Raw genomic sequence first — 26363 nt, forward strand, 5'->3', positions numbered from 1 at the left:
CCTTGGGTCGAGCACCGGGGGCACCTCCCAGCCCCGCCGGCGTTTGAGGCGGGAACGGTGGAAGGGCGGGTAGGGGAACAGCAAAGAGGCCCGCACCCCCCGGGGAGGGGGGTACGGGCCTCTGGGGCCTGGCTACGCCTTGCGGAGGCGGAAGGTCAGGGACAGGGATTCGTCCGTGAACGGGTCGCCGTACGTGGCGTCGGCCTCGCCGGAGGCGAAGTCCGTCGACAGGACCTCGTCCGCGATCAGGGCCGCGTGGTCCGTCAGGGCCGTGACGACCTCCGCGGAGTCCGAGGTCCAGCGCAGGGCGATGCGGTCGGCCACGTCGAGGCCGGAGTTCTTCCGGGCCTCCTGGATCAGGCGGATCGCGTCACGCGCCAGCCCCGCCAGCCGCAGCTCCGGGGTGATCTCCAGGTCCAGGGCGACCGTCGCGCCGGAGTCGGACGCCACCGACCAGCCCTCGCGCGGGGTCTCCGTGATGATGACCTCCTCCGGAGTGAGGGTGACCTGCTCGCCGTTCACCTCCACCGAGGCCCCGCCGGCGCGCAGCGCCAGGGAGAGGGCTGCCGCGTCGGCCGCCGCGACGGCCTTCGCCACGTCCTGCACGCCCTTGCCGAAGCGCTTGCCCAGCGCCCGGAAGTTCGCCTTCGCCGTGGTGTCCACCAGCGAACCGCCGACCTCCGAGAGGGAGGCCAGGGAGGAGACGTTCAGCTCCTCCGTGATCTGGGACTGCAGCTCCGGGGACAGGGTGTCGAAGCCCACCGCGCCGACCAGGGCCCGGGAGAGCGGCTGGCGGGTCTTGACGCCCGACTCCGCACGCGTGGCCCGGCCCAGCTCGACCAGCCGGCGGACCAGCAGCATCTGCTGGGACAGGGTCGGGTCCACCAGCGCCGCGTCCGGCACCGGCCACGACGACAGGTGGACCGACTCCGGGGCCTCCGGGGTGACCGGGACGATCATGTCCTGCCAGACCCGCTCCGTGATGAAGGGGGTGAGCGGGGCCATGAGGCGCGTGACCGTCTCGACGACCTCGTGCAGGGTGCGCAGCGCGGCCTTGTCGCCCTGCCAGAAACGGCGCCGCGAGCGGCGGACGTACCAGTTGGAGAGGTCGTCGACGAAGGAGGAGAGCAGCTTGCCGGCGCGCTGGGTGTCGTACGCCTCCATCGCCTCCGTGACCTCGGTCGTGAGGGTGTGGAGTTCCGAGAGGAGCCAGCGGTCGAGGACCGTGCGGTCCGCCGGTGCCGGGTCCGACGCGGAGGGCGCCCAGTTCGACGTACGGGCGTACAGGGCCTGGAAGGCGACCGTGTTCCAGTACGTGAGGAGGGTCTTGCGGACCACCTCCTGGATCGTGCCGTGGCCGACGCGCCGCGCCGCCCACGGGGAGCCGCCGGCCGCCATGAACCAGCGCACCGCGTCCGCGCCGTGCTGGTCCATGAGCGGGATCGGCTGGAGGATGTTGCCCAGGTGCTTGGACATCTTGCGGCCGTCCTCGGCGAGGATGTGGCCCAGGCAGACCACGTTCTCGTAGGAGGACTTGTCGAAGACCAGGGTGCCGACCGCCATCAGCGTGTAGAACCAGCCGCGGGTCTGGTCGATCGCCTCCGAGATGAACTGCGCCGGGTAGCGCTTCTCGAAGATCTCCTTGTTCTTGTACGGGTAGCCCCACTGCGCGAACGGCATCGAGCCCGAGTCGTACCAGGCGTCGATGACCTCCGGCACGCGGACCGCTTCGAGGGAGCAGCCCTCGGCGGTGCAGGTGAAGGTGACGTCGTCGATGTACGGGCGGTGCGGGTCCAGGTCCGAGTGGTCCTGGCCGGAGAGCTCCGACAGCTCCGCGCGCGAGCCCACGCACGTGAGGTGGTTCTCCTCGCAGCGCCAGATCGGCAGCGGGGTGCCCCAGTAGCGGTTGCGGGACAGCGCCCAGTCGATGTTGTTGTTCAGCCAGTCGCCGAAGCGGCCCTGCTTGACCGAGTCCGGGAACCAGTTCGTCTTCTCGTTCTCCCGCAGCATCGCGTCCTTGACGGCGGTGGTGCGGATGTACCAGGACGGCTGCGCGTAGTAGAGCAGGGCCGTGTGGCAGCGCCAGCAGTGCGGGTAGCTGTGCTCGTAGGCGATGTGCTTGAAGAGCAGGCCGCGGGCGTCGAGGTCGGCGGTCAGCTTCTCGTCGGCCTTCTTGAAGAAGACGCCGCCGACGAGCGGGACCTCCTCCTCGAAGGTGCCGTCGGGACGGACCGGGTTCACGACCGGCAGGCCGTAGGCGCGGCAGACCGCGAGGTCGTCGGCGCCGAAGGCGGGGGACTGGTGGACCAGACCGGTGCCGTCCTCGGTCGTGACGTACTCGGCGTTCACGACGTAGTGGGCGGGCTCGGGGAACTCGACGAGCGAGAACGGGCGCTCGTACGTCCAGCGCTCCATCTCCTTGCCCGTGAAGGTCTCGCCGGTGGCCTCCCAGCCCTCGCCGAGGGCCTTCTCCAGCAGCGGCTGGGCGACGACGAGCTTCTCCTCGCCGTTGGTGGCCACGACGTACGTGACGTCCGGGTGCGCGGCCACGGCGGTGTTGGACACCAGGGTCCAGGGGGTCGTCGTCCAGACCAGGAGCGCCGCCTGGCCGGCCAGCGGGCCGCTCGTCAGCGGGAAGCGGACGAAGACCGAGGGGTCCACGACCGTCTCGTAGCCCTGCGCCAGCTCGTGGTCCGAGAGGCCGGTGCCGCAGCGCGGGCACCAGGGGGCGACGCGGTGGTCCTGGGTGAGCAGGCCCTTGTTGAAGATCTCCTTCAGCGACCACCACACGGACTCGACGTACTCGGGGTCCATGGTCCGGTAGGCGTCGTCCAGGTCGACCCAGTAGCCCATCCGGGTCGTGAGCTCGGTGAACGCGTCGGTGTGGCGGGTCACGGACTCGCGGCACTTGGCGTTGAACTCGGCGATGCCGTACGCCTCGATGTCCTGCTTGCCGTTGAAGCCGAGCTCCTTTTCGACGGCGAGCTCGACGGGCAGGCCGTGGCAGTCCCAGCCGGCCTTGCGGGCCACGTGGTAGCCGCGCATGGTGCGGAACCGGGGGAAGACGTCCTTGAAGACGCGGGCCTCGATGTGGTGCGCGCCGGGCATGCCGTTCGCGGTCGGCGGGCCCTCGTAGAAGACCCACTCGGGGCGGCCCTCGGACTGCTCCAGGGTCTTGGCGAAGGTCTTGCTCTCGCGCCAGAAGTCGAGCACGGCGTGTTCGAGCGCGGGCAGGTCGACCTGGGCGGGGACCGGGCGGTACTGCGGCGGTGTGGTCATGAGGCTGAACTCTTCCTCCGGCGGGGTGTCACTTCCGTCCGGAGGGACGAGAGCCGACTGCTGCTCCCGCGGTACCACCCTCCTTGGCCTCCGGACACGTGGTCCGGCGGCCCCCTCATTGGGGTGCGAAGCCGGTTCTACTCGCCGTACGGGCACCCCTGCGGGCTCCCTGCGGCTTTCTTCCGGCGGCTCCGGGGTGATCCTTCACATCGCGCTCGCCCCCGGGCTCTCACCGTCCCCGGGTCGCTCCTGGCTGCGTCCGACGCTACTCGTCCCCATCCATGCCTCTCGCTGGGCCCAGTGTACGGGCCCGGGCGGCACGCGGCAGACCGGTTTTCGGGGGCCCTTGGGGGGCCCGCAGGCCCGGCGTGGCGGGGTGCGCGGGGCGGGTGGTGCGTGACCCGGATGGGCTGACGCGCCGGCGCGGAATCCAGTGGGGCGGGTGAGGCGGATTACCGGGCCTCCGGATGGGCACAACGGATGCAGGTTGGCCTCGACGGATGCGTGCCCCGTTGCCGTGAGGCTGGAGTCGATTTATCGTTCCGGCACGATTCGCGAGCAATGATCACAGTATGTGAAGGGGCCGCGGCCATGGTGGCGAAGAAGACCGCCGGGAGTACTGCGCAGAAGGCCGTCAAGGCTGTCGGGAAGGTCGCAGCGAAGGCCGCGGGGAAGGTGGCCGAGAAGGCCGCAGGGGCGGCCGCGGTGGCCGTGGACGCGGTACCGGCTGCGGCAAAGGCGTCGGCTTCGGCGTCGGCGTCGGCTTCGGCTTCGGCCAAGAAGGCGACCACGGCCGGGAAGAAGGCCGCCGCGACCAAGGCTCCGGCCAAGAAGGTGACCGCCGCGAAGGCTCCGGCCAAGAAGGCGACCGCGAGGAAGACCCCGGCCAAGAAGGCCGTGGCCGAGGGGGCGGCGCAGGCCGCGAAGAAGACGGGAGTCCGCAAAGTGGTTGCCAAGAAGAGCACCGGTACGGCGAGGAAGACGGCGGCGGCCGCCACCAGCGGGCTGCCGAAGGCGCGCGCCACGGCGGCCCTCACGCCCGGGGAGCTCGCCGTACGGCCCGGAGAGGACCCCTGGACGGCCGAGGAGGTCGCGGAGGCCCGTGCGGAGCTGTCCTCGGAGGTCCTGCGGCTGCGCATGGAGCTGGATGCCTCCGAGACGGCCATCACGGACCTGATGCGGGACTCCGGCGACGGCGCCGGAGACGACCAGGCCGACACGGGCACCAAGAACATCACCCGGGAGTCCGAGCTGGCCCTCGCGGCGAACGCCAGCTCGATGCTGGAGCAGACCGAGCGGGCCCTGGAACGGCTGGAGGCGGGCACGTACGGGCTCTGCGAGAACTGCGGGCAGCCCATCGGCAAGGCGCGGATGCAGGCCTTCCCGCGGGCCACGCTGTGCGTGGACTGCAAGCAGAAGCAGGAACGCAGGCACTAGATCGGCACCGGGCGGACGCCCCCCGGGCGGGGACCCTGACGTACTCTCGTGTCTCGTCAGGGTCCAGGAGGAGCCTGGTTCGAGCGAGTTCGAGGGACTGACGTGGCAGAGGCGGAGCGCATCATCGGTACGCCGGAGGTCGGGGACGACGCCCAGCCGGAGTCCGCCGAGCCCAAGGGGCATCGGCGGATCGTGGCGCTGCTCGTCGTGGCGGTCCTCGCCTACCTGCTGGACCTCGGCAGCAAGATGCTGGTCGTGGCCAAGCTGGAGCACCAGCCGCCGATCGAGATCATCGGCGATCTGCTGAAGTTCGAGGCGGTCCGCAACCCCGGTGCCGCCTTCGGCTTCGGCGAGGCCTTCACGATCATCTTCACCTGCATCGCGGCCACCGTGATCGTGGTGATCGTGCGGCTGGCCCGCAAGCTCTACAGCCTGCCGTGGGCGATCGCGCTGGGCCTGCTGCTCGGCGGTGCGCTGGGCAACCTGACCGACCGGATCTTCCGCTCGCCCGGCGTCTTCCGGGGGGCGGTCGTGGACTTCATCGCGCCGGCCCACTTCGCCGTCTTCAACCTGGCCGACTCGGCGATCGTGTGCGGCGGCATCCTGATCGTCCTGCTGTCCTTCAAGGGCCTGGACCCGGACGGGACCGTCCACAAGGACTGATCGCGGGCTGATCGCGGGCCCGTCGCGGGTCGATCGCGGGAATGGTCTTCTGTCGGGTCCTGCATACTCGACAGGTGAGTACGATTCCCGAGATCCGCACCCTGCCCGTTCCCGATGGCCTCGAGGGCGAGCGCGTCGACGCCGCAATCGCCCGTATGTTCGGATTTTCCCGGACGAAGGCGGCCGATCTCGCGGCCGCGGGGAAGGTGTCGGTCGACGGCAGTGTCGTCGGGAAGTCCGAGCGTGTACACGGTGGCGCCTGGCTCGAAGTCGAGATGCCCGAGCCGCCGCGGCCGGTCGAGGTCGTCGCCGAGCCCGTGCCCGGCATGGAGATCGTCCATGACGACGACGACATCGTCGTCATCATGAAGCCGGTGGGCGTCGCCGCCCACCCGAGCCCCGGCTGGACCGGCACCACCGTCATCGGCGGCCTCGCCGCCGCCGGCTACCGGATCTCGACCTCCGGCGCGTCCGAGCGCCAGGGCATCGTGCACCGCCTCGACGTCGGCACGTCCGGCCTGATGGCCGTCGCGAAGTCGGAGCGCGCGTACACCTCGCTGAAGAACCAGTTCCGCGAGCGGGTCGTGGACAAGCGCTACCACGCGCTGGTGCAGGGCCACCCGGACCCGATGAGCGGCACGATCGACGCGCCGATCGGCCGGCACCCCAGCGCGGACTACAAGTGGGCCGTGACGCAGGACGGCAAGGCCTCCGTCACGCACTACGACCTGATCGAGGCCTTCCGCGCGGCCTCGCTGCTCGACATCAAGCTGGAGACCGGGCGCACGCACCAGATCCGCGTGCACATGTCCGCGCACCGGCACCCCTGCGTGGGCGACCTGACCTACGGCGCGGACCCGACGGTCGCGAAGCGGCTGGGGCTGACCCGGCAGTGGCTGCACGCGGTGCGGCTGGGCTTCGAGCACCCGTCGGACGGGCAGTGGGTGGAGTTCGAGAGCACCTACCCGGCGGACCTCCAGCACGCGCTGGACGTGATCCGGGCCGAGAGCGAGTGACGGCCTTCGCCGTCCGGCCGGCGACGGGCGAGTCCGACCTGGCGGCCTGCTTCGCCGTGCGGTCCGAGGTGTTCGTGGTCGAGCAGTCGGTTCCGGAGTCGATCGAGTACGACGCGTACGACGCGGACGCGGTGCACGTGCTGGCCGTCGGGCCGGACGGGGCCGCGCTCGGCACGGGCCGGCTGCTGTACGGTGCCGCCGCGCTGGCCAAGACCGGGTCCGAGGACATCGGCTCGCTGGGTCGGCTGGCCGTACGCAAGTCCGCGCGCGGGCTGGGCGTCGGGGTGGCGCTGGTCCGTGCGATCGAGGCCGAGGCGGTGCGGCTTGGGCTGTCGGCCGTGGATCTGGGTGCGCAGGCGCATGCGGTCGGCTTCTACGAGCGGTTGGGGTACGTGGCCTACGGGCCGGAGTTCCAGGACGCGGGCATCCCGCACCGGGCGATGCGGCGCGCCCTGCCGTAGCCCCCGGGTTCGGGTGCGGCGCCGCTGCTGGGGCTCCGCCCCAGACCCCGCGCCTCAAACGCCGGCGGGGCTGGATTGGGTTCGGGTGTGGCGCCGTTGCCGGGGCTCCGCCCCAGGGCGGTTCCAGCCCCGCCGGCGTTTGAGGCGAACCCGCAGACCCGCCGGCGTTTGAGGCGCGGGCGCGGGGCGGAGCCTCGACACGAGGGGCTCGGGGGCTTCCACCGCATCGCCAAGCGCAGCGGACTGGCAGGGTGGGGGAGTGGATCAGCTTGCTCTGCTGTTCGTGCTGCTGCTCGGGGCCGTCGTCACCGTGCCGCTCGGGGATCGGCTCGGGCTGCCCGCGCCCGTGCTGATGACCATCGGCGGAGTCGTGCTCGCGCTCGTGCCGGTCGTGCCGAATGTCGACATCCCGCCCGAGTACATCCTGCCGCTCGTGCTGCCGCCGCTGCTGTACGCCTCCGCGCAGCGGACCTCCTGGCGGCAGTTCGCCGCCAATCTGCGGCCCATCCTCCTGCTCGCCGTCGCCCTCGTGTTCGTCACGACCGCCGCCGTCGCCGCCGTCGCGCACGCCATCGTGCCCGGGCTGCCGCTGGCCGCCGCCGTCGCGCTCGGTGCGCTCGTGGCCCCGCCCGACCCCGTCGCCGCCACCGCCGTGGCAGGTTCGCTCGGGCTGCCCCGTCGGATGGTGTCGATCCTGGAGGGCGAGGGGCTCTTCAACGACGTGACGGCGATCGTGCTCTATCACGTGGCCATCGCCGCCGCCGTCAGCGGCAGCTTCTCCTGGCCCGACGCGCTCGGGGAGTTCGTGCTCTCCGCGGTCGTGGCCGTGGCCGTCGGGCTTGGGCTGGGGTGGGCCGCCCACTGGCTCATGGGGCGGCTCGGGGATGCCACGCTGCAGATCGGGCTGACGCTGCTGGTGCCGTTCGTCGCGTACGTGGTGGCCGAGGAGCTGCGGGGGTCGGGGGTGCTGGCCGTCCTGACCACGGCCCTGTTCCTCGCCGAGTACGCGACCGACGCCGACGACGTGCTGGGGCGGCTCGCCGGGCACACCTTCTGGGAAGTCGTCGACATGCTGGTCACCGGGGTGGCGTTCGGGCTGATCGGGCTGGAGCTCCACAACGTCTTCGGTACGGCGGCGGGCCGCGAGTGGGAGATGGCCGGGTGGGCCGTGGCCGTGATCGCGGTGGTGGTCGGCGTACGGCTGGTCTGGCTGCTGCCGGCCGGCTGGCTCGCCAAGAAGCTGCACACGCGGCGCGACTACGAGGAGGAGATCCCGCTGAGCTGGCGGGAGAGCGTGGTCATGTGGTGGGCCGGGATGCGCGGGGTGGCCTCGGTGGCGCTGGCCCTTGCCATTCCCTTGCGGACGGACGCGGGTGATCCGTTTCCCGCGCGGGACCAGATCGTCTTCATTGCCTTCGCCGTGATCATGGCGACCTTGGTGCTGCAGGGGCTGACCCTGCCGTGGCTGGTGCGGAGGCTGGGGGTGGAGGCGGACACGGACGCGGAGCGCGAGACCCAGCGGCAGTTGGCGATCCGCGCGGCGAAGGCCGCGAAGCGGCGGCTGAAGGAGATCGAGGAGGTGGAGGAGCTTCCGGAGGACCTGGTGGAGGTTCTCTATCGGCGCGCGTACGACGTGGGGGCCCGTATCAGCCCCGACATGGTGGACGAGGAGCGGCGGGAGGCGTACGCGCAGCGGGTGGAGCGGATCCGCGACGTGCAGCGGATCCAGCGCGAGATGATGTCGGCCGCCCGCCACGAGGTGCTGGCCGCGCGGAGTGAGCCCGGGGCCGACCCGGAGATCGTCGACCGGGTGCTGCGGCACTTGGACGTGCGGAGTCTGCGGAGCCCGTAGGCGGGGGCGGCGGGTGGTCGGGGCCGGGGGCGGGGTGGGGTGTCGGCCGGGACGGGCTTCGATGTTCGGCGCCCTGGGGTGGTCCCGTTCGTGGGGGGTGGGTTGCGCCGAATTCATCTCGTTTTAGTCCCGGCCGACACCCCACCCCGCCCCCGGCCCCTACGGCGAGCCGGTGCGCGCAGGAAGCGGACGTACGGGGTCCAGTGGGCGCGCTGGGCCGGGCGTTCTGCGTGGTCCAGGGCGTCCGCCAGAAGGGCGTCGCGCAGGCGGTCGGGGCGCCGAGTGGGTCCATGTACCACCCGGAGGAGGCTTTGCTGCTGCATGGGGCCGGGGAGTTCGGACGGGCCGACTGGGCCGAGGAGTACGTTCGGCGTGCCGACTTCGGCAATGAGCGTGTATTCGGCTCGCTGGGTGCTCTTGCCGCCTCGCTCGGTGTGGCGGGCCCCCGGGACCGGGAGCGCGTCACCCTGGCTCTCGTCGACCTGCCGCTCTCGGTCGTCAGGCGGCATCTGCGGGCCGGGGAGCCGCTGCCGGCGCACGCCGAGGAGTGCGCCGCCGCGCTGCTCTACACCGCGTAGCGGTCCGGGGCGAAGAGGTGGAGGTTCGCCGCGACCCAGTCCGAGGTGCGGCTCAGGCCTTCGGAGAGGGAGACCTCGGGCTTCCAGCCCGCCCAGTCGCGGGCCCGGGAGTTGTCCGAGAGGAGGCGGTGGACCTCGCTGCCCGAGGGGCGTAGGCGGGAGGGGTCCACCCCTACTTCCGCGTCCTTGCCCGAGGCCTCGATCAGGGCCTGGGCCAGGGCGCCGATGGAGATCTCCTCGCCGGTGCCGAGGTTGACCACCTCGCCCAGGGCCCGGTCGCATTCGGCCACGGCGAGGAAGCCCGCCGCCGTGTCCGTCACGTACGTGAAGTCGCGGGTGGGGGAGAGCGAGCCGAGGCGGATCTCTCGGGAGCCCGAGTGGAGCTGGGCCAGGATCGTGGGGATGACCGCGCGGGCCGACTGGCGGGGGCCGTAGGTGTTGAAGGGGCGGACCACCGTCACGGGGAGTTCGAAGGCGTGGTGGAAGGAGAGCGCCATCATGTCCGCGCCGATTTTGGACGCCGAGTACGGGGACTGCGGCTGGAGCGGGTGGGTTTCGCAGATGGGTGCGGTGAGGGCCGTGCCGTAGACCTCGCTGGTGGAGGTGTGGACCAGGCGGCGTACGCGGTGGCGGTGGCAGGCCTCCGCGACGTTCTCCGTGCCGGTGACGTTCGTCTGCACGTAGGCGCCCGGCGAGGCGTAGCTGTACGGGATCCCGATCAGCGCGGCCAGGTGGAAGACGGTGTCGCAGCCGGCCACCGCGTCGCTGACCCGGCCCGCGTCGCGGATGTCGCCCGCCCACATCTCGACGGGGCCGTCGGGGTCGGCCAGGTAGCGGGCCAGGTGGCCCTTCTCGGCGTACGGCTTGTAGTGGACGAAGGCGCGGACGCGGGCGCCCCGGGCCACCAGCAGGTCGACGAGGGTGGAGCCGATGAAGCCCTCGGCTCCGGTGACGAGGACGGTGCGGTCGGTCCAGTTGTTCATGCTCGCTCCAGGGTGGGGAGGGGGACGCCGGCCACGCGCAGGACCTGCGCGGCCAGCAGTTCGGCGGCCCGCGCGTGCGGGCCGGGGTCGGCGGCGCCGGTCATCGCCGCGAGCCGGGCCGGGTCGGCCAGCAGCGGTCCGACCAGCCCGGCGAGGCGTTCGGCGGTGGTCTCGGCGTCGGGCAGCAGCAGCCCGGCACCCGCGTCGGACAGGACCCGGGCGTTGTGGGTCTGGTGGTCGCCGGGGGCGTGGGGGTAGGGGACCAGCACGGCGGGGACCCCGGTCGCCGCGAGCTCGGCGACCGTCGCCGAGCCCGCCCGGCACACCACCAGGTCGGAGGCCGCGTAGACCAGGTCCATCCGGTCCAGGTAGGGGACGGCCCGGGCGATCCGCCGGCCGCCGGACGTGGTGAGCTCGTCCTCCGCGCCGGACAGCGCCGCCGGACCCGTCTTGATCAGCAGCTGGACGTCGTCCCGGCCCTGCCACAGCCCGGCCAGCCCGACGGCCGCACCGGTCAGGCGGATCGCGCCCAGGCTGCCGCCGTTGAAGACGACCAGCCGCCGCCCCTCCGGGACGCCCAGGTACCGCCGGGCCTCCGTACGCAGCGCCGCCCGGTCCGCCGGGGTCCGCTCCGCCAGCCCGGCCAGCGCCGCCGAGATCGGCATGCCGGTGGTCAGCGCCCGAGCCCCGCCCGCCAGGTGGGCGCGGCTGCGGTCGAAGGCCACCGCGACGTGCGGGGTCAGCCGGGCCGCGAACTGGTTGGCCCGGCCCGGCACCGCGTTGGACTCGTGGATCACGGCCGGCAGCCCGGCCAGCCGGGCCCCGAGCACCGCCGGGGCACTCGGATAGCCGCCCATGCCGACGACGGCGTGCGCGCCCTGCGCCCGGATCACGACACGGGCCTGGTGCGCCGAGCGCAGCAGCGCCGCCGGCAGCAGGTACCGCTTCGCGCCCAGCGCCGGGTCGAAGGGGATCATGTCGACGGTGTGCAGCCGGTAGCCGGCGCCCGGGATCAGCTCGGTCTCAAGGCCCCGCTCGGTCCCGATGAAGGAGACCACGGCGCCGGGGACGGCCGCGCGCAGCGCCTCGGCGAGGGCGAGCCCCGGATAGATGTGGCCGCCGGTGCCGCCCGCACCGATCACGACGGAGAGCTGTGTGGTGGTCATGGCCGCACACTCCCGGTGCGCCTTAAGAAGGTTCTAAGAGGTTGCGGCGGCGGGTTTGGCAGGCTTTGGGACATGAGCGCGCAGGGCAGGCATCGGATTCTGGTGGTCGACGACGAGCCCGAGGTACGGGCCGCCGTCGAGGACGGGCTGGCCGTCGAGGGGTACGAGGTGCGGGGCGCGGGCGACGGGCTCGCCGCGCTGTCCGAGGTGGCTGCCTGGGAGCCCGACGCTGTCGTCCTGGACGTGATGATGCCGGTGCTCGACGGGCTCGGAGTGTGTCGGCAGCTGCGCGCGCTGGGCGACCGTACGCCCGTACTCGTGCTGACGGCGCTGGACTCGGTCAGCGAACGCGTCGACGGCCTGGAGGCCGGGGCCGACGACTACCTGGTCAAGCCCTTCGCGCTCGACGAGCTGATCGCGCGCGTACGGGCACTGCTGCGCCGGGCCGCGCCCGAGCCGCCGGGCGCCGCCCCGCTCGGCTTCGCGGACCTGGTCCTGGACCCGGGGACGCGGACCGGGCACCGGGGCGGGCGGCCGCTGGAGTTCAGCCGGACCGAGGCCGCGCTGCTGGAACTGCTCCTGCGCCACCCCGGGCAGGTGCTCCCGCGCGAGCTCATCCTGGAACTGGTGTGGGGACGGGACTTCGGGCCGGACTCCAATTCGCTGGCCGTGTACGTCGGCTACCTGCGCCGGAAACTGGAGGCCGGGGGCGAGCCGCGGCTGGTCCACACCGTGCACGGGGTCGGCTACCGGCTGGACTCGGCGTGACGGGCGCCGGGCGGCGCCGGCTCGGAGCTCCCTGGCGCAGGCGGAGGCCGCTGCGGACCCGGCTGGCGCTGGCCGCCACGGCGGCCGTGGCGCTCGTGGCGGTCGGGGTGTGCGCGGCCGCGTTCCTCGTCGTACGGGGCGCGCTGTACCGGCAGCTCGACCTCACCCTGACCCAGTCGGCGAGGCTCGCGGCGCAGCGCAACCCGGGGGCGGGGCCCGGCGTGCTGGCCGGGGAGTGCCGCTTCCTCGCGGCCCCCGCGTGCGCGGAGGTGGTGTCGGCCGACCCGGCCCAGGACCCCCGTCCGCCGGGGCAGCTGCCGGTGGATCCGGCCGCGCGGGAGGTCGCCGCGGGCGAACGGGCCCCGTACTACACGAACATCACGCTGGCCGGGCACCCGGCGCGGATGCTCACCACCGACTACGCCAAGGGCCGGGCGCTCCAGGTGGCCCTGCGGGCCGACACCGTCGAGGACGGCATCGAGGAGGCCGCGTGGTGGCTGCTCCTGACGGCGGCGGCCGGGGTGCTGCTCGCGGCCGTGCTCGGCTCGTGGGTGTCGCGGACCGGACTGGCCCCGGTGACCCGGCTGACGGCGACGGCGGAGCGGATCGCGGCCACGCGGGATCCCCGGCACCGGATCGAACTCCCGTCGCGGGGGCCTTCCGGGCGGGAGGACGAGATCACCCGGCTGGCCGGGAGCTTCAACACCATGCTGGGGGAACTGGAACAGTCCGTGACCGCGCAGCGGCGGCTGGTCGCGGACGCCTCGCACGAGCTGCGGACCCCGCTGACGGCGCTGCGGACGAACGCGGAGCTGCTGGCGCGCGGCGAGCGGCTGACGGCGGAGCAGCGGGAACGGGCCTCGCTCGCGCTGGGCCGGCAGCTGCGGGAGGTGACGGGGCTGGTGAACGACCTGATCGAGCTCGCGCGGGACGAGGAGCCGCAGCCGCTGGTGGAACGGGTCCGGCTGGCTCCGCTGGTGGAGCACTGCGTGTCCGCTGCGCGGTCGCACTGGCCGGGGGTGGCGTTCTCGGTCCGGGTGGCGGAGGCGGTGGCGGAGGCGGAGGTGGCGGGGGTGCCGGCCCGGCTGAGCCGGCTGGTGTCCAACCTGCTGGACAACGCGGCGAAGTTCAGCGGGGGCGGCCTGCCGGTGGAAGTGGCCCTGGCCTCGCCCGCCGGGGCCGACGGGGGGCCGGAGCTGACCGTTCGGGACCACGGTCCGGGGATCTCGGCGGAGGACCTCCCGTACGTCTTCGACCGCTTCTACCGGGCGGGGACGGCCCGCGCCCTGCCGGGGTCCGGGCTGGGCCTGGCGATGGCCCGGCAGATCGCGCTGGCGCACGGGGCCGAGCTCGTGGCCGAGCCGGGGCCCGGGGGTGGGGCCCTGTTCCGGCTGACGTTCGGTCCCGACGGCTGAGCGCCGCTGCCGGGGCTCCGCCGGCGAGGCTGGGTGTGCCGGGGCTCGTTGCGCGTGCGGCTCAAAGATCGGGGCTCCGCCCCGGACCCCGTACGTGCGCTTCGCGCCCGTGCCCTCAAACGCCGGGCGGGCTGGAATTGCCGCGCAGCGGCGGCGGCACCGGCGGGTCAGGGCGTCGGCCGCGGGGTCGCCTCCGTCGTGGTGATGCGCGGCAAGGCGTACGGGTGGTGGGTGACCAGCCAGGTGATCAGCCGTTCGCGGACCGCGCAGCGGACCGTCCACAGATCGTCCGCGTCCTTCGCCGTCACCACCGCACGGACCTGCACCGTGTGCGGCGTGGTGTCCGTCACCGCCAGGCCGCCGCCCCGGCCGTCCCACTCCGGGATGTCCTTCAGGATGTCCTGGAGCCGGTCCCGCATCAGCTCGATCGGCGCGCTGTGGTCCAGGTGCCAGAAGACCGTGCCGGTCATCTGCGCCCCGCCGCGCGACCAGTTCTCGTACGGCTTGCTCGTGAAGTACGACACCGGCATCGTGATGCGGCGCTCGTCCCAGGTCCGGACCGTGAGGAAGGTCAGGGTGATCTCCTCCACCCTGCCCCACTCGTTGTCGACCACCACCGTGTCGCCGATGCGGACGGTGTCGCCGAAGGCGATCTGGAGGCCCGCGAAGAGGTTGCCCAGCGAGGCCTGGGCGGCGATGCCCGCCACGATGCCGAGGACGCCCGCGGAGGCCAGCATCGAGGCGCCGACCGTACGCATCGGCGGGAAGGTCAGGAGCATCGACGCGGCGGCGACCACGACCACCACCGCCGTGACCACCCGCTGGATCAGCGTGACCTGGGTGCGGACCCGGCGGACCCGGGCCTCGTCCTGGGTCCCGGCGGCGTAGCGCGCGTACGTGGAGTCCACGACGGCCGTCGCGATGCGCACGGCCAGCCAGGCCGCGGAGGCGATCAGCACCAGGGTGAGGGCGCGGCCGACGCCGAAGGAGTGGTCGGGAAGGATTCCCGCCTGGCGGTGGAAGGTTCTGAGCAGCGAGGTGCACAGCACCACCTGGAACGGGAGGCGGCAGCGGCGCAGCAGCCCCCACAGGGGGGTTTCGGTGTGCCGGGCGTCGGCCCGGCGCAGCAGCAGGTCCAGCAGCCACCCGGCGATCAGGGTGACGACCAGCGAGCCGCCGATCACCGTGACGGGGCGCAGGACGGTCTCGATCTCCATGGGATTGAACGTAACCGGAAGCAGCCTGCCGACCCCTCATATTCAAGAACTGGCACGATGGGAGGCATGAACATCATGCTCTTCCATTCGACGTACGGGCTGCGGCCCGCGGTGCACGCGGCGGCCGACCGGCTGCGCGCGGCCGGGCACCAGGTGCAGGTGCCGGATCTCTTCGAGGGACGCACCTTCGAGACCGTCGAGGAGGGCATGGCCCACCGGGACGAGATCGGCCGTGACGAGCTGCTCAAGCGCGCGGTACTGGCCTCCGCCCCCTACTCCGACCAGGGTCTGGTCTACGCGGGCTTCTCCTTCGGCGGCTCCGTCGCCCAGCACCTGGCGATGGCCGACGAGAAGGCGCGCGGGCTGCTGCTCCTGCACGGGACGGCGGACTTGGAGGACGGCGCCTCGGTGGACGACCTGCCCGTGCAGCTGCACATCGCCGACCCGGACCCGTTCGAGACGCACGACTGGCTGACGGCCTGGTACCTGCGGATGCAGCGGGCCGGGGCCGATGTGGAGGTCCACACCTACCCGGGGGCCGGGCACCTGTTCACCGATCCGGATCTGGACGACTACGACGCCGAGGCCGCCGAGCAGGCCTGGAAGGTCGCGCTCGGTTTCCTCGACAGCCTCTAGGCAGCCCTCAGGAACGGGGGCGCGGTGCCGGTTTCGGGGGCAGGGCCGGCGGCGGGCCGAAGCGGCCTCCGGTTCGGGTCCGAGGGGCCGGAACGGCGTCCGCCGGGGTGGGTGCCGGGGCCGCAGCCCGGCCGCGCGCGACGGCGGCGAGCCGGGCGTCCAGCTCCTCGGGGTCCGGCCGGGCCGCCGGGTCGCGGACCAGCAGGTCCGCCAGTACGGGGGCCAGGGCGCCGGCCCGCAGCGGCGGCGGGACCGGGTCCTCCAGGACGGCGGCCAGCGTGGCCAGGCCGGTGGCCCGGCGCATCGGGCTGACGCCCTCGACGCACACGTACAGCAGCACGCCGAGCGACCACAGGTCGGAGGCGGGCAGATCGACGCCCCGCAGCCGCTCCGGCGCCAGGTACTCGGGGGTCCCGACGACATCGCCGGGCGGGGTCAGCGCGGGGGCGTCCTGGATCGCGGCGATGCCGAAGTCGGTCAGGACGGCGGAACCGTCCTTCCGCAGCAGCACGTTGGCGGGTTTCACGTCCCGGTGGCGGATCCCGGCGGCGTGGGCCGCGCGGAGTCCGCCGAGCACCTCGCGGCCGATGCGGGCCGTCTCGGCCGGGGCCAGCGGGCCCCGGTCCAGGAGGTGTTGGAGGGATTCGCCGGGGAGGAGTTCCATGACCAGCCAGGGGTGCGGGTCCCCGTCCACGATGTGGTGGATGGCGACCACGTTGGGGTGGCTGATCCGGGCCTGGGCGCGGGCCTCGCGCAGCACCCGTTCGCGCAGCAGCCGCGCGGGCTCGCCCGTCTCCTGGCCGACGGGCGGCCGGACCTCCTTGAGGGCCACATCGCGATGCAGGGCACGGTCCAGCGCGCGCCAGACCGTGCCCATGCCTCCGCTGCCGAGCCGTTCAATCAGCTCGAACCGTCCGTCGATCACGTCCCCCGGCGCGCTCATGGCGCCAGGGTAGGCGACCGGGCCCGGTCGTATCCGGTGCTCAGCCCGCCCGGTAGGCGGTCCAGCTGCTCGTCATACGGGCCACCTGGCCGGCGGTGAACTGGTACATGCAGGAGTCGTACGTGTAGTCCATGAAGTTGTGGATCGGGTCCACACCGGACTTGGTGGTGCAGCTGTCGCGGCCGGTCGGGCACTCGAAGGCCGCGCTCTTCTCGGCCGGGGTGTCGGAGACGTAGTCGCCGTTGCCGTTACAGCCGCCCTGGAAGGTGTGGTACAGACCCATCCAGTGGCCGACCTCGTGGGTCGCGGTGTCGCCCTCGTTGTAGTTGGCGGCGGAGCCGCCCGGCAGCGAGGAGTCGAGCACGACCACGCCGTCCATCTTGGGGGCGGAGGCGTAGGAGGTCGGGAAGGTGGCCCAGCCGAGCAGGCCGCCGGAGAGGTTGGCGGTGTAGAAGTTCAGCGCGCCGGGGCCGCCCTTGCGCAGGGTGTTCTTCATGTCCTTCTCGGCCTGCGAGCCGGAAGCCAGGTTGTACCAGGAGGCGTTGTCCGTGTAGTCGGTCGCGGCGAGGGTGAACTGGTAGTTCGTGTTCACGTTGCCGGTGCCCTGGCCGCCGTAGGCCGCGTTGAGGACCGCGAGCTGGTTGTTGATCTGGGTGGACGTCAGCTTTCCGGTGGTGCCGGAGTGGACCACGTGGAAGTACACGGGGATGCTCGTGACGGCCTCGGCGGCGCGCAGGCTGCGCTGCGGCTGGTTCTTGAGGGCCTTGTCCAGCTTCGCCTTGAGGTCGACGTCCATGGCCTTCGCCTGGGTGTCGGTGACCTCGTTGGGCTCGGCCGCGTGCTGGTCGACGGGGCGCGCGACGCGGGCGTTGGCGGCGGCTCCGGTCGAGCCGGACTCGGCGCACACCTCGGCGGGGGTCTTGGCGGCGGCGATCGTCGTGGGGGCGGCGAGCGGGGTGAACGCCAGGGTTCCGGCCAGAACCGCCGTGCCCATCAGGCGGCGGCGGAGAAGGGGGGATATGCGGGCAACAGCGCGCACGTGTGCTCCTCGCGGTGGGGGGTTTCCGGCCGAGGGATCTCCTCGGATGGCGCGAAGCTTATGTGTTCATGTCATTATCCGGTCAAGACTCTTACGTAAAAGATTTGTTGCTTCTGATGCACAAGGGGCCCCTGGTCTGCACCAGGGGCCCCTCGAAACAGCAGATTTGACGGTCTATCAGCGAACCGGTCGGTCGGCCCGCTCCACCTTCTGCGTGCCGTTCAGCGTCCGGTACGAGCGGGTCCAGGCGGCCGTGGCGTCAGGCCGCCGCTTGTCGGACACCACGTAGTAGTCCATCTGCGAGCGCTCCGCCGTCACGTCGAGCACGCCGTAGCCGTGCGCGTCCATGTCCAGCCACTTCACGTGCCAGTTGGCGGCCTTGACGGCCGACTCGGCGACCAGCGAGGCGGTGTCCGCCGGCACGTGCAGGATGTCGTCGAGGTTGTCGGAGGTCACCGAGGTGACCACGAACTCGGTGGCCGCCGTGCCCGATCCCGGGTACGTGGCCATGTTCACCGGGACCTCGTTCGCCCACGCCATGTGGATGTCGCCGGTCAGGAACACGGTGTTCTTGACGCCGCGGTCCTTGAGGTGCCCCAGCAACTCCTTGCGGTCGTCCGTGTACCCGTCCCACTGGTCCACGTTGACGGCTATGCCGCCCTCGGGCAGGCCGAGCAGCTTGGCGAGCGGCCCGAGCAGGTGCGCGGGCAGCGAGGCGAAGGCCACCGGCGAGATCATCACCGAGGTGCCGACCAGCTTCCAGGTCGCGTCCGAGCCCGCGAGGCCAGACTTGAGCCAGTCCAGCTGGGCGCGCCCGGTGATGCTGCGCTCCGGGTCGTCCACCGAGCCGCTGCCGACCTTGGCCTGCTGCGAGCGGAAGGAGCGCAGGTCGAGGAGGTGCAGGTCGGCGAGGGTGCCGAAGCGCAGCCGCCGGTAGACGGTGCCCGCGATGGAGGCGCGTACGGGCATCCACTCGAAGTACGCCTGCTTGGCGGCGGCCGCGCGGGCCGCCCACTCGCCCTCGGCGCCGGGCGTGTGGTTCTCGGCGCCGCCCGCCCAGGCGTCGTTGGCGAACTCGTGGTCGTCCCAGATGGCGATGACCGGGTGGGCGTGGTGCAGCGCCTGCAGGTCGGCGTCCGTCTTGTACTTGCCGTGCCGGGTGCGGTAGTCGGCGAGCGAGACGATCTCGTGCTTCGGCTCGTGCGACCGTACGACGTACTTCGCCTCCGGGTAACCCCCGGACTGGTACTCGTAGATGTAGTCGCCCAGGTGCAGGACCGCGTCGAGGTCGGTACGGGCGGCCAGGTGCCGGTAGGCCGAGAAGTAGCCGGACTCCCAGTTGGCGCAGGAGACCACGCCGAAGCGGACCCCGGCGGTGCTCGCCTCGTGCGCCGGGGTGGTCAGGGTGCGGCCGACGGGGGAGGTGGTGGCGCCCGCCGTGAACCGGTACCAGTACGGCGTGTGCGGCTGGAGTCCGCGCACGTCCACCTTGACGGTGTGGTCGGTGGCGGCGCTCGCCGTGACGGTGCCGCGGGCCACGACGCGGGAGAAGGCCTTGTCCCCGGCCACCTCCCAGTCCACCTGGACGGCCGGGCCCAGGCCGGAGCCGGGCACGGCCTCGGGGGTCGGGGTGACGCGGGTCCACAGCAGGATCCCGTCGGGCAGCGGGTCGCCGGAGGCGACGCCGTGCAGGAAGGCCGGCGCACTGCCGACGGCGTGGGCGGCCTGGGCGCCCAGGGCGGTCATCGGGGCGAGCGCGGCGGTGGCGGCCGCGGCCAGGACGACCGTGCGGCGGCGCGGAGTTGCGGCGCCGGCGGAAGGCAGGGGGGAAGGTGAGAGATGACTGGTCACGGATGATCATATTACTGGCGGGTATGACCGCCGGTACATCCCTGTGCAAGCAACGGGCGGGCGAACTCTGGGAGTTCGCCCGCCCGGGTGGCCGGTACCTCGGCGGTACGCGGCGGAAAATCAGCCGGCGAGCGCCTTGTCGATCGCCGCCGTGAACAGCTCCGCGGTCTGCGGGGTGTCGATCTTCTTGCCGTCCATCTTCAGCGTCGGCGTGCCCGTCACACCGGACTTGTTGAACGCCTTCGACATCTCCAGCGCCCACCGGTCGTAGGTGCCGTCCTCGACGGCCTTCTTGAACTCGGCGTTGCCCTTGAGCGCGGGAACCGTGTCCGCGACCTTCAGCAGGTAGTCGTCCTTGGCGAAGCTGTCGACGGTCTCCTCGGGGTGCAGGTCCTTGGAGTACAGCGCGGCCTTGTAGTCGAGGAAGGCCTGCGGGCTGACGTTCAGCGCCGCGCCGAGCGCGCTCAGCGCGTTCTTCGAGCCCTCGCCCTTGACGGCGTTGTCGATGAAGGTGGCGCCGAAGTACTGGATCTTGTACTTGCCGGCGTCGACGTCCTTCTTGACCTGCTCGCCGACGGCCTGCTCGAACTGGGCGCAGGCCGGGCAGCGCGAGTCCTCGTAGACCTCCAGGGTCTTCTTCGCCTCGGCCTTGCCGATGACGACGTTCAGGCCGTCCTCGCCCTCGGCGTTCTTCGGCTTGACCAGCTCGGCCTTGGCGGCCTTGTCCCAGTAGGAGGGCTGGTTGGCCTGGACGATCGCGTAGCCGACGACGCCGATCAGGGCGAGGGCGGCGACGACCGCGCCGCCCACGATCACCTGGCGGCGCGCCTTGTCCTTCTTGGCCTGCTTCTCGCGCTCGATGCGCAGCTTCTCGCGGGCCGCCGCCTTGTTCTGCTGGCTGTTGCGTGCACTCATGGTGATCTCCGTGGGATGGGGAGGAGGGAAAGGGGGGACTGTCGTACGTGCGTCAGGCGCGGGCGAGCGCGCCGAGCACGGGAGGTCCCCGCCGTCCCACGGAGTGCGCGGGGAATCGCGTACGGGCCCCGGTGCCCGGTGCGGCCGCCCGCAGCACCCGCCGCAGGGGCCCCGCGGCCGTGGCCACCGCGGCAACCGCCAGCCGCAGCGGGCGGAACGCGAAGGCGGCCGTGGCCCGCAGCAGCCGGCCCAGCGCCCGCTCGCCGTGGCCCAGCCACGCGGCGGCGAGCAGCCCCACGCAGACGTGGGCGGCGAGCAGCAGCCAGGGCGCCCACGGCCCGGGCGAGGCCAGCAGCGCGGCCGGATCGGCGGCCGGCCCGGCCACCTCGGTCAGCGGCCCGCCCACCGGCGTGCCGCCGCACAGCTCCTCCAGGCCCATCGCGCGCAGCGGGCCCGAGACCGGGCCGCCCGCCGGGCCGTAGCAGACGTGCTGCCCGGCGGTGAAGACGGTGTCGGCGGCCAGCTCCAGCGGCACGAGCAGCCCGGCGATGGGGCCGAAGCCCCGCTCGCGGCCCGCCAGCGCGTAGGAGAGGGCGAACACGGCCGCGAAGGCCCCGCCCACCAGCGCGGGCGGCAGCGGCACCTGCGACATGAGGACGTGCGAGCCCGCCGAGAGCAGCACGACGAGCGCGCTGAACAGCGCGGCCCGCAGCCCCCGAAGTCTCACCCCTGATATGTCCATCGCCGCGAGTGTGCCATGACTGCCTGTGGACGCAGGCTCCAGGTCCCGACTATGGCGTGAGCCTGCCGTTGCGGAAGAGGTCGACGAAGATCTGGTGGTCGGCGCGGGCCCGGGCCCCGTAGGCGTGCGCGAAGTCCACCAGCAGCTCGGCGAAGCCCTCCTCGTCGGCCGCGATCGCCGCGTCGATGGCGCGCTCGGTGGAGAAGGGGACCAGCGTCTGGCCGCTTTCGTCCGCGTCCGCCGCCCCGTGCATGGTCGCCGTGGCCCGGCCCAGGTCCGCGACGACCGCCGCGATCTCCTCCGGGTCGTCCAGGTCCGACCAGTCCAGGTCCACCGCGTACGGGGAGACCTCCGCCACCAGCTGCCCGGAGCCGTCCAGCTCCGTCCAGCCGAGCCACGGGTCGGCGTGGGCCTGGAGGGCGCGCTGGGAGATCACCGTGCGGTGGCCCTCGTGCTCGAAGTACTCCCGCACGGCGCGGTCGGTGATGTGCCGGGAGACCGCCGGGGTCTGCGCCTGCTTGAGGTAGATCACGACGTCGTTCTCCAGGGCGTCGCTGTGGCCCTCCAGCAGGATGTTGTAGGAGGGCAGGCCCGCGGAGCCTATGCCGACGCCCCGGCGGCCGACCACGTCCTTGACCCGGTAGGAGTCGGGCCGTACGAGGGACTCGTCGGGGAGGGTCTCCAGGTACCCGTCGAAGGCGGCCAGCACCTTGTAGCGGGTGGCCGCGTCCAGCTCGATGGTCCCGGCACCGGGCGTGAAGCGGCGCTCGAAGTCGCGGATCTCCGTCATCGAGTCCAGGAGGGAGAAGCGCGTGCGGGAGCGGGCGGCGCGCAGGGCGCCCAGCAGCGGGCCCTCGGCGGTGTCGAGGGTGAAGGAGGGCACTTCTTCGTTCTTCGCCCCGGTGGCCAGGGCGTGGATCCGCTCGCGGTAGGCGCCCGCGTAGACCCGGACCAGCTCGCCGATCTGATCGTCGCTGAGCGCCTTGGTGTAGCCGATCAGCGCGACGGAGGCGGCGAACCGCTTCAGGTCCCAGGTGAAGGGGCCGACGTAGGCCTCGTCGAAGTCGTTGACGTTGAAGACCAGCCGGCCGTTGGAGTCCATGTACGTGCCGAAGTTCTCCGCGTGGAGGTCCCCGTGGATCCACACCCGGCCGGTCCGCTCGTCCAGGTACGGGCCGCCGTGCCGGTCGCGCTCCAGGTCGGCGTAGAAGAGGCAGGCCGTGCCCCGGTAGAACGCGAAGGCCGAGGCCGCCATCTTCCGGAATTTGACCTGGAAGGCGGCGGGGTCGGCGGCGAGCAGCTCACCGAACGCGGTGTCGAACACGTCGAGTATCTGCTCGGCGCGCTGTTCGTCGGTCGTCTCGGTAGCCGCCATGGCGGATGCCTCCTGGTGGTGCGGGGCCGATCTGGGACAGATCACGCTTTTGATCAAGAACAGTCGGACAGTCGTCCTTGGTTCTGCAACGCATGACCGTACCCGTCGGTGCCCCGTTTCTGTCACCCGGCCGACGTAGGATTCGTAGCTGCCGCCCCTCTCTCCCCGCCGGAGGACTCCCACCGTGACCAAGCCGCCGTTCACGCACCTGCACGTCCACACCCAGTACTCGCTGCTGGACGGTGCCGCGCGGCTGAAGGACATGTTCAACGCGTGCAACGAGATGGGCATGACGCACATCGCCATGTCCGACCACGGCAACCTGCACGGGGCCTACGACTTCTTCCACACCGCCCAGAAGGCCGGGATCACGCCGATCATCGGCATCGAGGCGTACGTCGCCCCCGAGTCCCGGCGCAACAAGCGCCGCATCCAGTGGGGCCAGCCGCACCAGAAGCGCGACGACGTGTCCGGTTCCGGTGGTTACACCCACAAGACGATCTGGGCGTCGAACGCCACCGGCCTGCACAACATCTTCCGGCTGTCCTCCGACGCGTACGCCGAGGGCTGGCTCACGAAGTGGCCGCGCATGGACAAGGAGACGATCTCCAAGTGGTCGGAGGGGCTGATCGCCTCCACCGGCTGCCCGTCCGGCGAGGTGCAGACCAGGCTGCGGCTCGGCCAGTTCGACGAGGCCGTGCAGGCGGCGTCCGACTACAAGGACATCTTCGGCGAGGGGCGCTACTTCCTGGAGCTGATGGACCACGGCATCGAGATCGAGCGCCGGGTCCGCGACGGGCTGCTGGAGATCGGCAAGAAGCTCGGCATCCCGCCGCTGGTGACGAACGACTCGCACTACACCTACGCGAGCGAGGCCGGCGCCCACGACGCCCTGCTCTGCATCCAGACCGGCAAGAACCTCTCGGACCCGGACCGCTTCCGCTTCGACGGCACCGGCTACTACCTGAAGTCCACGGACGAGATGTACGCCATCGACTCCTCGGACGCCTGGCAGGAGGGTTGCGCCAACACCCGGCTGGTCGCGGACCAGATCGACACCGAGGGCATGTTCAAGTTCCGGAACCTGATGCCGAAGTTCGACATCCCGGACGGCTACACCGAGGTCACCTGGTTCCGCGAGGAGACCATGCGCGGCATGCACCGCCGCTACCCCGGAGGCATCCCGGACGACCGGATGCAGCAGGCCGAGTACGAGATGGACACGATCATCTCGATGGGCTTCCCCGGCTACTTCCTCGTGGTCGCCGACTTCATCATGTGGGCCAAGAACCAGGGCATCGCGGTGGGCCCGGGCCGAGGCTCCGCGGCCGGCTCGATCGTCGCGTACGCCATGGGCATCACCGACCTCGACCCGCTCACCCACGGCCTGATCTTCGAGCGCTTCCTGAACCCCGAGCGCGTCTCCATGCCCGATGTCGACATCGACTTCGACGAGCGTCGGCGCGTCGAAGTGATCCGGTACGTGACCGAGAAGTACGGCGCCGACAAGGTCGCCATGATCGGCACGTACGGCACCATCAAGGCCAAGAACGCGATCAAGGACTCCGCGCGCGTCCTGGGCTACCCGTACGCCATGGGCGACCGGCTCACCAAGGCCATGCCCGCCGACGTCCTCGGCAAGGGCATCCCGCTCTCCGGCATCCTCGACCCGCAGCACCCCCGCTACGGCGAGGCCGGCGAGATCCGCGGGATGTACGAGAACGAGCCCGACGTGAAGAAGGTCATCGACACCGCCCGCGGCGTCGAGGGCCTGGTCCGGCAGATGGGCGTGCACGCCGCCGGCGTGATCATGTCCAGCGAGACGATCACCGACCACGTGCCCGTCTGGGTGCGGCACACCGACGGCGTCACCATCACCCAGTGGGACTACCCGAGCTGCGAGTCGCTCGGCCTGCTGAAGATGGACTTCCTGGGCCTGCGCAACCTCACGATCATGGACGACGCCGTCAAGATGGTGAAGGCCAACAAGGGGATCGACATCGATCTCCTGGCCCTCCCGCTCGACGACCCCAAGACCTTCGAACTGCTCGGCCGCGGCGACACCCTCGGCGTCTTCCAGTTCGACGGCGGGCCCATGCGCTCCCTGCTGCGCCTGATGAAGCCCGACAACTTCGAGGACATCTCCGCCGTCTCGGCCCTGTACCGGCCGGGCCCGATGGGCATGAACTCGCACACGAACTACGCCCTGCGCAAGAACAACCAGCAGGAGATCACCCCGATCCACCCGGATCTGGAGAAGCCCCTCGAAGAGGTGCTCGCGGTCACCTACGGCCTGATCGTCTACCAGGAGCAGGTCCAGAAGGCCGCCCAGATCATCGCCGGGTACTCGCTCGGCGAGGCCGACATCCTGCGCCGCGTGATGGGCAAGAAGAAGCCCGAGGAGCTGGCGAAGAACTTCACCATCTTCCAGGAGGGTGCCCGGAAGAACGGCTACAACGACAAGGCCATCCAGGCCCTGTGGGACGTCCTGGTCCCCTTCGCCGGCTACGCCTTCAACAAGGCGCACTCGGCCGCGTACGGCCTGGTCTCCTACTGGACCGCCTACCTCAAGGCCAACTTCCCGGCCGAGTACATGGCGGGTCTGCTCACCTCGGTCAAGGACGACAAGGACAAGTCCGCGATCTACCTGAACGAGTGCCGGCGCATGGGCATCAAGGTCCTGCCGCCGAACGTGAACGAGTCCGAGCCGAACTTCGCCGCCCAGGGCGACGACGTGATCCTCTTCGGTCTCACCGCGGTGCGCAACGTCGGCCAGAACGTCGTCGAGTCGATCATCAAGACCAGGAAGGCCAAGGGGAAGTACTCCTCCTTCCCCGACTTCCTGGACAAGGTCGAGGCCGTCGTCTGCAACAAGCGGACCGTCGAGTCGCTGATCAAGGCCGGCGCCTTCGACGAGATGGGCCACACCCGCAAGGGCCTGGTCGCCCACCACGAGCCGATGATCGACAACGTGGTCGCCGTGAAGCGCAAGGAGGCCGAGGGGCAGTTCGACCTCTTCGGCGGCATGGGCGACGAGGGCGCGAGCGACGAGCCCGGCTTCGGGCTCGACGTGGAGTTCTCCGACGTCGAGTGGGAGAAGTCCTACCTGCTCGCCCAGGAGCGCGAGATGCTCGGCCTCTACGTCTCCGACCACCCGCTCTTCGGCCTGGAGCACGTCCTCTCCGACAAGACCGACGCCGGCATCTCCCAGCTCACCGGCGGCGAGCACTCCGACGGCGCCGTCGTCACCATCGGCGGCATCATCTCGGGCCTCCAGCGCAAGATGACCAAGCAGGGCAACGCCTGGGCCATCGCCACCGTCGAGGACCTGGCCGGCTCCATCGAGTGCATGTTCTTCCCGGCGACCTACCAGCTCGTCTCCACCCAGCTGGTCGAGGACACCGTCGTCTTCGTCAAGGGCCGCCTCGACAAGCGCGAGGACGTGCCCCGCCTGGTCGCCATGGAGATGATGGTCCCCGACCTCTCCTCGGCCGGGACGAACGCTCCCGTGGTCCTCACCATCCCGACCGTCAAGGTGACCCCGCCGATGGTCACCCGGTTGGGCGAGATCCTGCGCCACCACAAGGGCAACACCGAGGTGCGGATCAAGCTCCAGGGGCCGCGGACCACCACCGTGCTGCGCCTCGACAAGCACCGGGTCCAGCCCGACCCGGCCCTCTTCGGCGACCTCAAGGTGCTGCTCGGCCCGTCCTGCCTGGCCGGATAGCGCCGGTAGGGATACGTACGGAAGGGCCTGCCCGGCACCGCCGGGCAGGCCCTTCCGTCACTCGTCCGTCACGCGACGCGGTGGCGTCAGTTGTGGCCGAACTTCTTCGTCTTGCTCTTGTGGGCCAGGTCCATCGGACTCGGCGCCTGCTGCGGCTGTTCGGGCGAGCCTTCCGCCGAGCTCCGCGACGGGTCCTGTCCGGACTGGCGGGCCTGCTGCTTCGGCTGCTTCTGCTGCTTGTTCTTGGCCATGGTGGAGCCTCCGTGAGGGTCTAGGGGCCAGGACCGCCTTCACACTCAC

General features: G+C 71.6%; 21 protein-coding genes. 10 read left to right on the forward strand and 11 right to left on the reverse strand.

Features of this window, described 5'->3' with window-relative positions; translation table 11 throughout:
• Positions 1-132: 132 nt before the first annotated feature.
• On the reverse strand, positions 133-3279 hold the full coding sequence (ileS, locus tag ACFWBN_RS25165) for an isoleucine--tRNA ligase (protein ID WP_385179229.1): 3147 nt from the start codon (positions 3277-3279) through the stop codon (positions 133-135).
• A gap of 591 nt (positions 3280-3870) precedes the next feature.
• Here ileS and ACFWBN_RS25170 point away from each other — a divergent pair.
• The 6 genes from ACFWBN_RS25170 to ACFWBN_RS25195 all read left to right on the forward strand — a co-directional run bounded on the left by ACFWBN_RS25170 (position 3871) and on the right by ACFWBN_RS25195 (position 9286).
• Positions 3871-4716, forward strand: a complete 846-nt coding sequence (locus tag ACFWBN_RS25170) for a TraR/DksA family transcriptional regulator (protein WP_385179231.1) — start codon at positions 3871-3873, stop codon at positions 4714-4716.
• 102 nt (positions 4717-4818) lie between these two features.
• The gene (lspA, locus tag ACFWBN_RS25175) at positions 4819-5379 is read left to right on the forward strand and encodes a signal peptidase II (RefSeq protein ID WP_385179233.1); all 561 of its coding nucleotides are present in this window, start codon (positions 4819-4821) and stop codon (positions 5377-5379) included.
• Between the two features lie 74 nt (positions 5380-5453).
• The gene (locus ACFWBN_RS25180; protein WP_385179235.1) at positions 5454-6395 is read left to right on the forward strand and encodes an RluA family pseudouridine synthase; all 942 of its coding nucleotides are present in this window, start codon (positions 5454-5456) and stop codon (positions 6393-6395) included.
• Positions 6392-6856, forward strand: coding sequence for a GNAT family N-acetyltransferase (locus tag ACFWBN_RS25185; protein WP_385179237.1), 465 nt, complete (start codon positions 6392-6394; stop codon positions 6854-6856). Before ACFWBN_RS25180 ends, ACFWBN_RS25185 begins: the two co-directional genes overlap by 4 nt.
• A gap of 259 nt (positions 6857-7115) precedes the next feature.
• Positions 7116-8708 carry a Na+/H+ antiporter gene (locus ACFWBN_RS25190; protein ID WP_385179239.1) on the forward strand — a complete coding sequence of 531 codons (1593 nt, stop codon included), beginning with the start codon at positions 7116-7118 and terminating at the stop codon, positions 8706-8708.
• Between the two features lie 203 nt (positions 8709-8911).
• The gene (locus ACFWBN_RS25195) at positions 8912-9286 is read left to right on the forward strand and encodes a hypothetical protein (RefSeq protein ID WP_385179241.1); all 375 of its coding nucleotides are present in this window, start codon (positions 8912-8914) and stop codon (positions 9284-9286) included.
• Here ACFWBN_RS25195 and ACFWBN_RS25200 read toward each other — a convergent pair.
• Positions 9274-10269 (reverse strand): SDR family NAD(P)-dependent oxidoreductase, encoded by a 996-nt coding sequence (locus tag ACFWBN_RS25200; RefSeq protein ID WP_385179243.1) that lies wholly within the window; start codon positions 10267-10269, stop codon positions 9274-9276. The two genes, ACFWBN_RS25195 and ACFWBN_RS25200, sit on opposite strands and share 13 nt — an antisense overlap.
• Complete coding sequence (locus tag ACFWBN_RS25205; RefSeq protein ID WP_385179245.1) at positions 10266-11435, reverse strand: glycosyltransferase; 1170 nt, start codon at positions 11433-11435, stop codon at positions 10266-10268. Before ACFWBN_RS25205 ends, ACFWBN_RS25200 begins: the two co-directional genes overlap by 4 nt.
• A 72-nt stretch (positions 11436-11507) precedes the next feature.
• On the opposite strand from ACFWBN_RS25205, the gene ACFWBN_RS25210 reads away from it, so the two are divergent.
• Both ACFWBN_RS25210 and ACFWBN_RS25215 read left to right on the forward strand, forming a co-directional pair.
• On the forward strand, positions 11508-12203 hold the full coding sequence (locus ACFWBN_RS25210) for a response regulator transcription factor (RefSeq protein WP_385179247.1): 696 nt from the start codon (positions 11508-11510) through the stop codon (positions 12201-12203).
• Positions 12200-13618 carry a sensor histidine kinase gene (locus ACFWBN_RS25215; protein ID WP_385179249.1) on the forward strand — a complete coding sequence of 473 codons (1419 nt, stop codon included), beginning with the start codon at positions 12200-12202 and terminating at the stop codon, positions 13616-13618. The genes ACFWBN_RS25210 and ACFWBN_RS25215 overlap by 4 nt, the downstream gene beginning before the upstream one ends.
• A 167-nt stretch (positions 13619-13785) precedes the next feature.
• Here the strand turns inward: ACFWBN_RS25215 and ACFWBN_RS25220 are convergent, their stop codons facing one another.
• Positions 13786-14829 (reverse strand): mechanosensitive ion channel family protein, encoded by a 1044-nt coding sequence (locus ACFWBN_RS25220; protein ID WP_385179368.1) that lies wholly within the window; start codon positions 14827-14829, stop codon positions 13786-13788.
• A 63-nt stretch (positions 14830-14892) separates the two neighbouring features.
• Here ACFWBN_RS25220 and ACFWBN_RS25225 point away from each other — a divergent pair, with 63 nt between their 5' ends.
• Positions 14893-15471 carry a dienelactone hydrolase family protein gene (locus ACFWBN_RS25225; RefSeq protein WP_385179251.1) on the forward strand — a complete coding sequence of 193 codons (579 nt, stop codon included), beginning with the start codon at positions 14893-14895 and terminating at the stop codon, positions 15469-15471.
• Positions 15472-15478: 7 nt separating this feature from the next.
• Here the strand turns inward: ACFWBN_RS25225 and ACFWBN_RS25230 are convergent, their stop codons facing one another.
• From ACFWBN_RS25230 to ACFWBN_RS25255, 6 genes are all read right to left on the reverse strand, one after another.
• On the reverse strand, positions 15479-16414 hold the full coding sequence (locus ACFWBN_RS25230; protein ID WP_385179253.1) for a serine/threonine-protein kinase: 936 nt from the start codon (positions 16412-16414) through the stop codon (positions 15479-15481).
• 40 nt (positions 16415-16454) lie between these two features.
• The gene (locus tag ACFWBN_RS25235) at positions 16455-17408 is read right to left on the reverse strand and encodes a zinc metalloprotease (protein ID WP_385179370.1); all 954 of its coding nucleotides are present in this window, start codon (positions 17406-17408) and stop codon (positions 16455-16457) included.
• Positions 17409-17630: 222 nt separating this feature from the next.
• Positions 17631-19304, reverse strand: a complete 1674-nt coding sequence (locus tag ACFWBN_RS25240; RefSeq protein ID WP_385179255.1) for an alkaline phosphatase D family protein — start codon at positions 19302-19304, stop codon at positions 17631-17633.
• Between the two features lie 120 nt (positions 19305-19424).
• Positions 19425-20219, reverse strand: a complete 795-nt coding sequence (locus tag ACFWBN_RS25245; RefSeq protein ID WP_385179257.1) for a DsbA family protein — start codon at positions 20217-20219, stop codon at positions 19425-19427.
• Between the two features lie 52 nt (positions 20220-20271).
• Positions 20272-20961, reverse strand: coding sequence for a hypothetical protein (locus tag ACFWBN_RS25250; RefSeq protein ID WP_385179259.1), 690 nt, complete (start codon positions 20959-20961; stop codon positions 20272-20274).
• A gap of 49 nt (positions 20962-21010) precedes the next feature.
• Positions 21011-22336, reverse strand: a complete 1326-nt coding sequence (locus tag ACFWBN_RS25255) for a DUF2252 domain-containing protein (RefSeq protein ID WP_385179261.1) — start codon at positions 22334-22336, stop codon at positions 21011-21013.
• Between the two features lie 184 nt (positions 22337-22520).
• On the opposite strand from ACFWBN_RS25255, the gene dnaE reads away from it, so the two are divergent.
• On the forward strand, positions 22521-26063 hold the full coding sequence (gene dnaE, locus ACFWBN_RS25260; RefSeq protein WP_385179262.1) for a DNA polymerase III subunit alpha: 3543 nt from the start codon (positions 22521-22523) through the stop codon (positions 26061-26063).
• A gap of 86 nt (positions 26064-26149) precedes the next feature.
• Here dnaE and ACFWBN_RS25265 read toward each other — a convergent pair whose 3' ends face one another.
• Positions 26150-26314: a hypothetical protein gene (locus ACFWBN_RS25265; RefSeq protein ID WP_385179264.1), complete on the reverse strand. Its 165-nt coding sequence runs from the start codon at positions 26312-26314 to the stop codon at positions 26150-26152.
• Positions 26315-26363: the final 49 nt, after the last annotated feature.

It is taken from the genome of Streptomyces sp. NPDC059989 (assembly GCF_042736975.1).
In the GTDB taxonomy this organism is placed as follows: Bacteria; Actinomycetota; Actinomycetes; order Streptomycetales; family Streptomycetaceae; genus Streptomyces.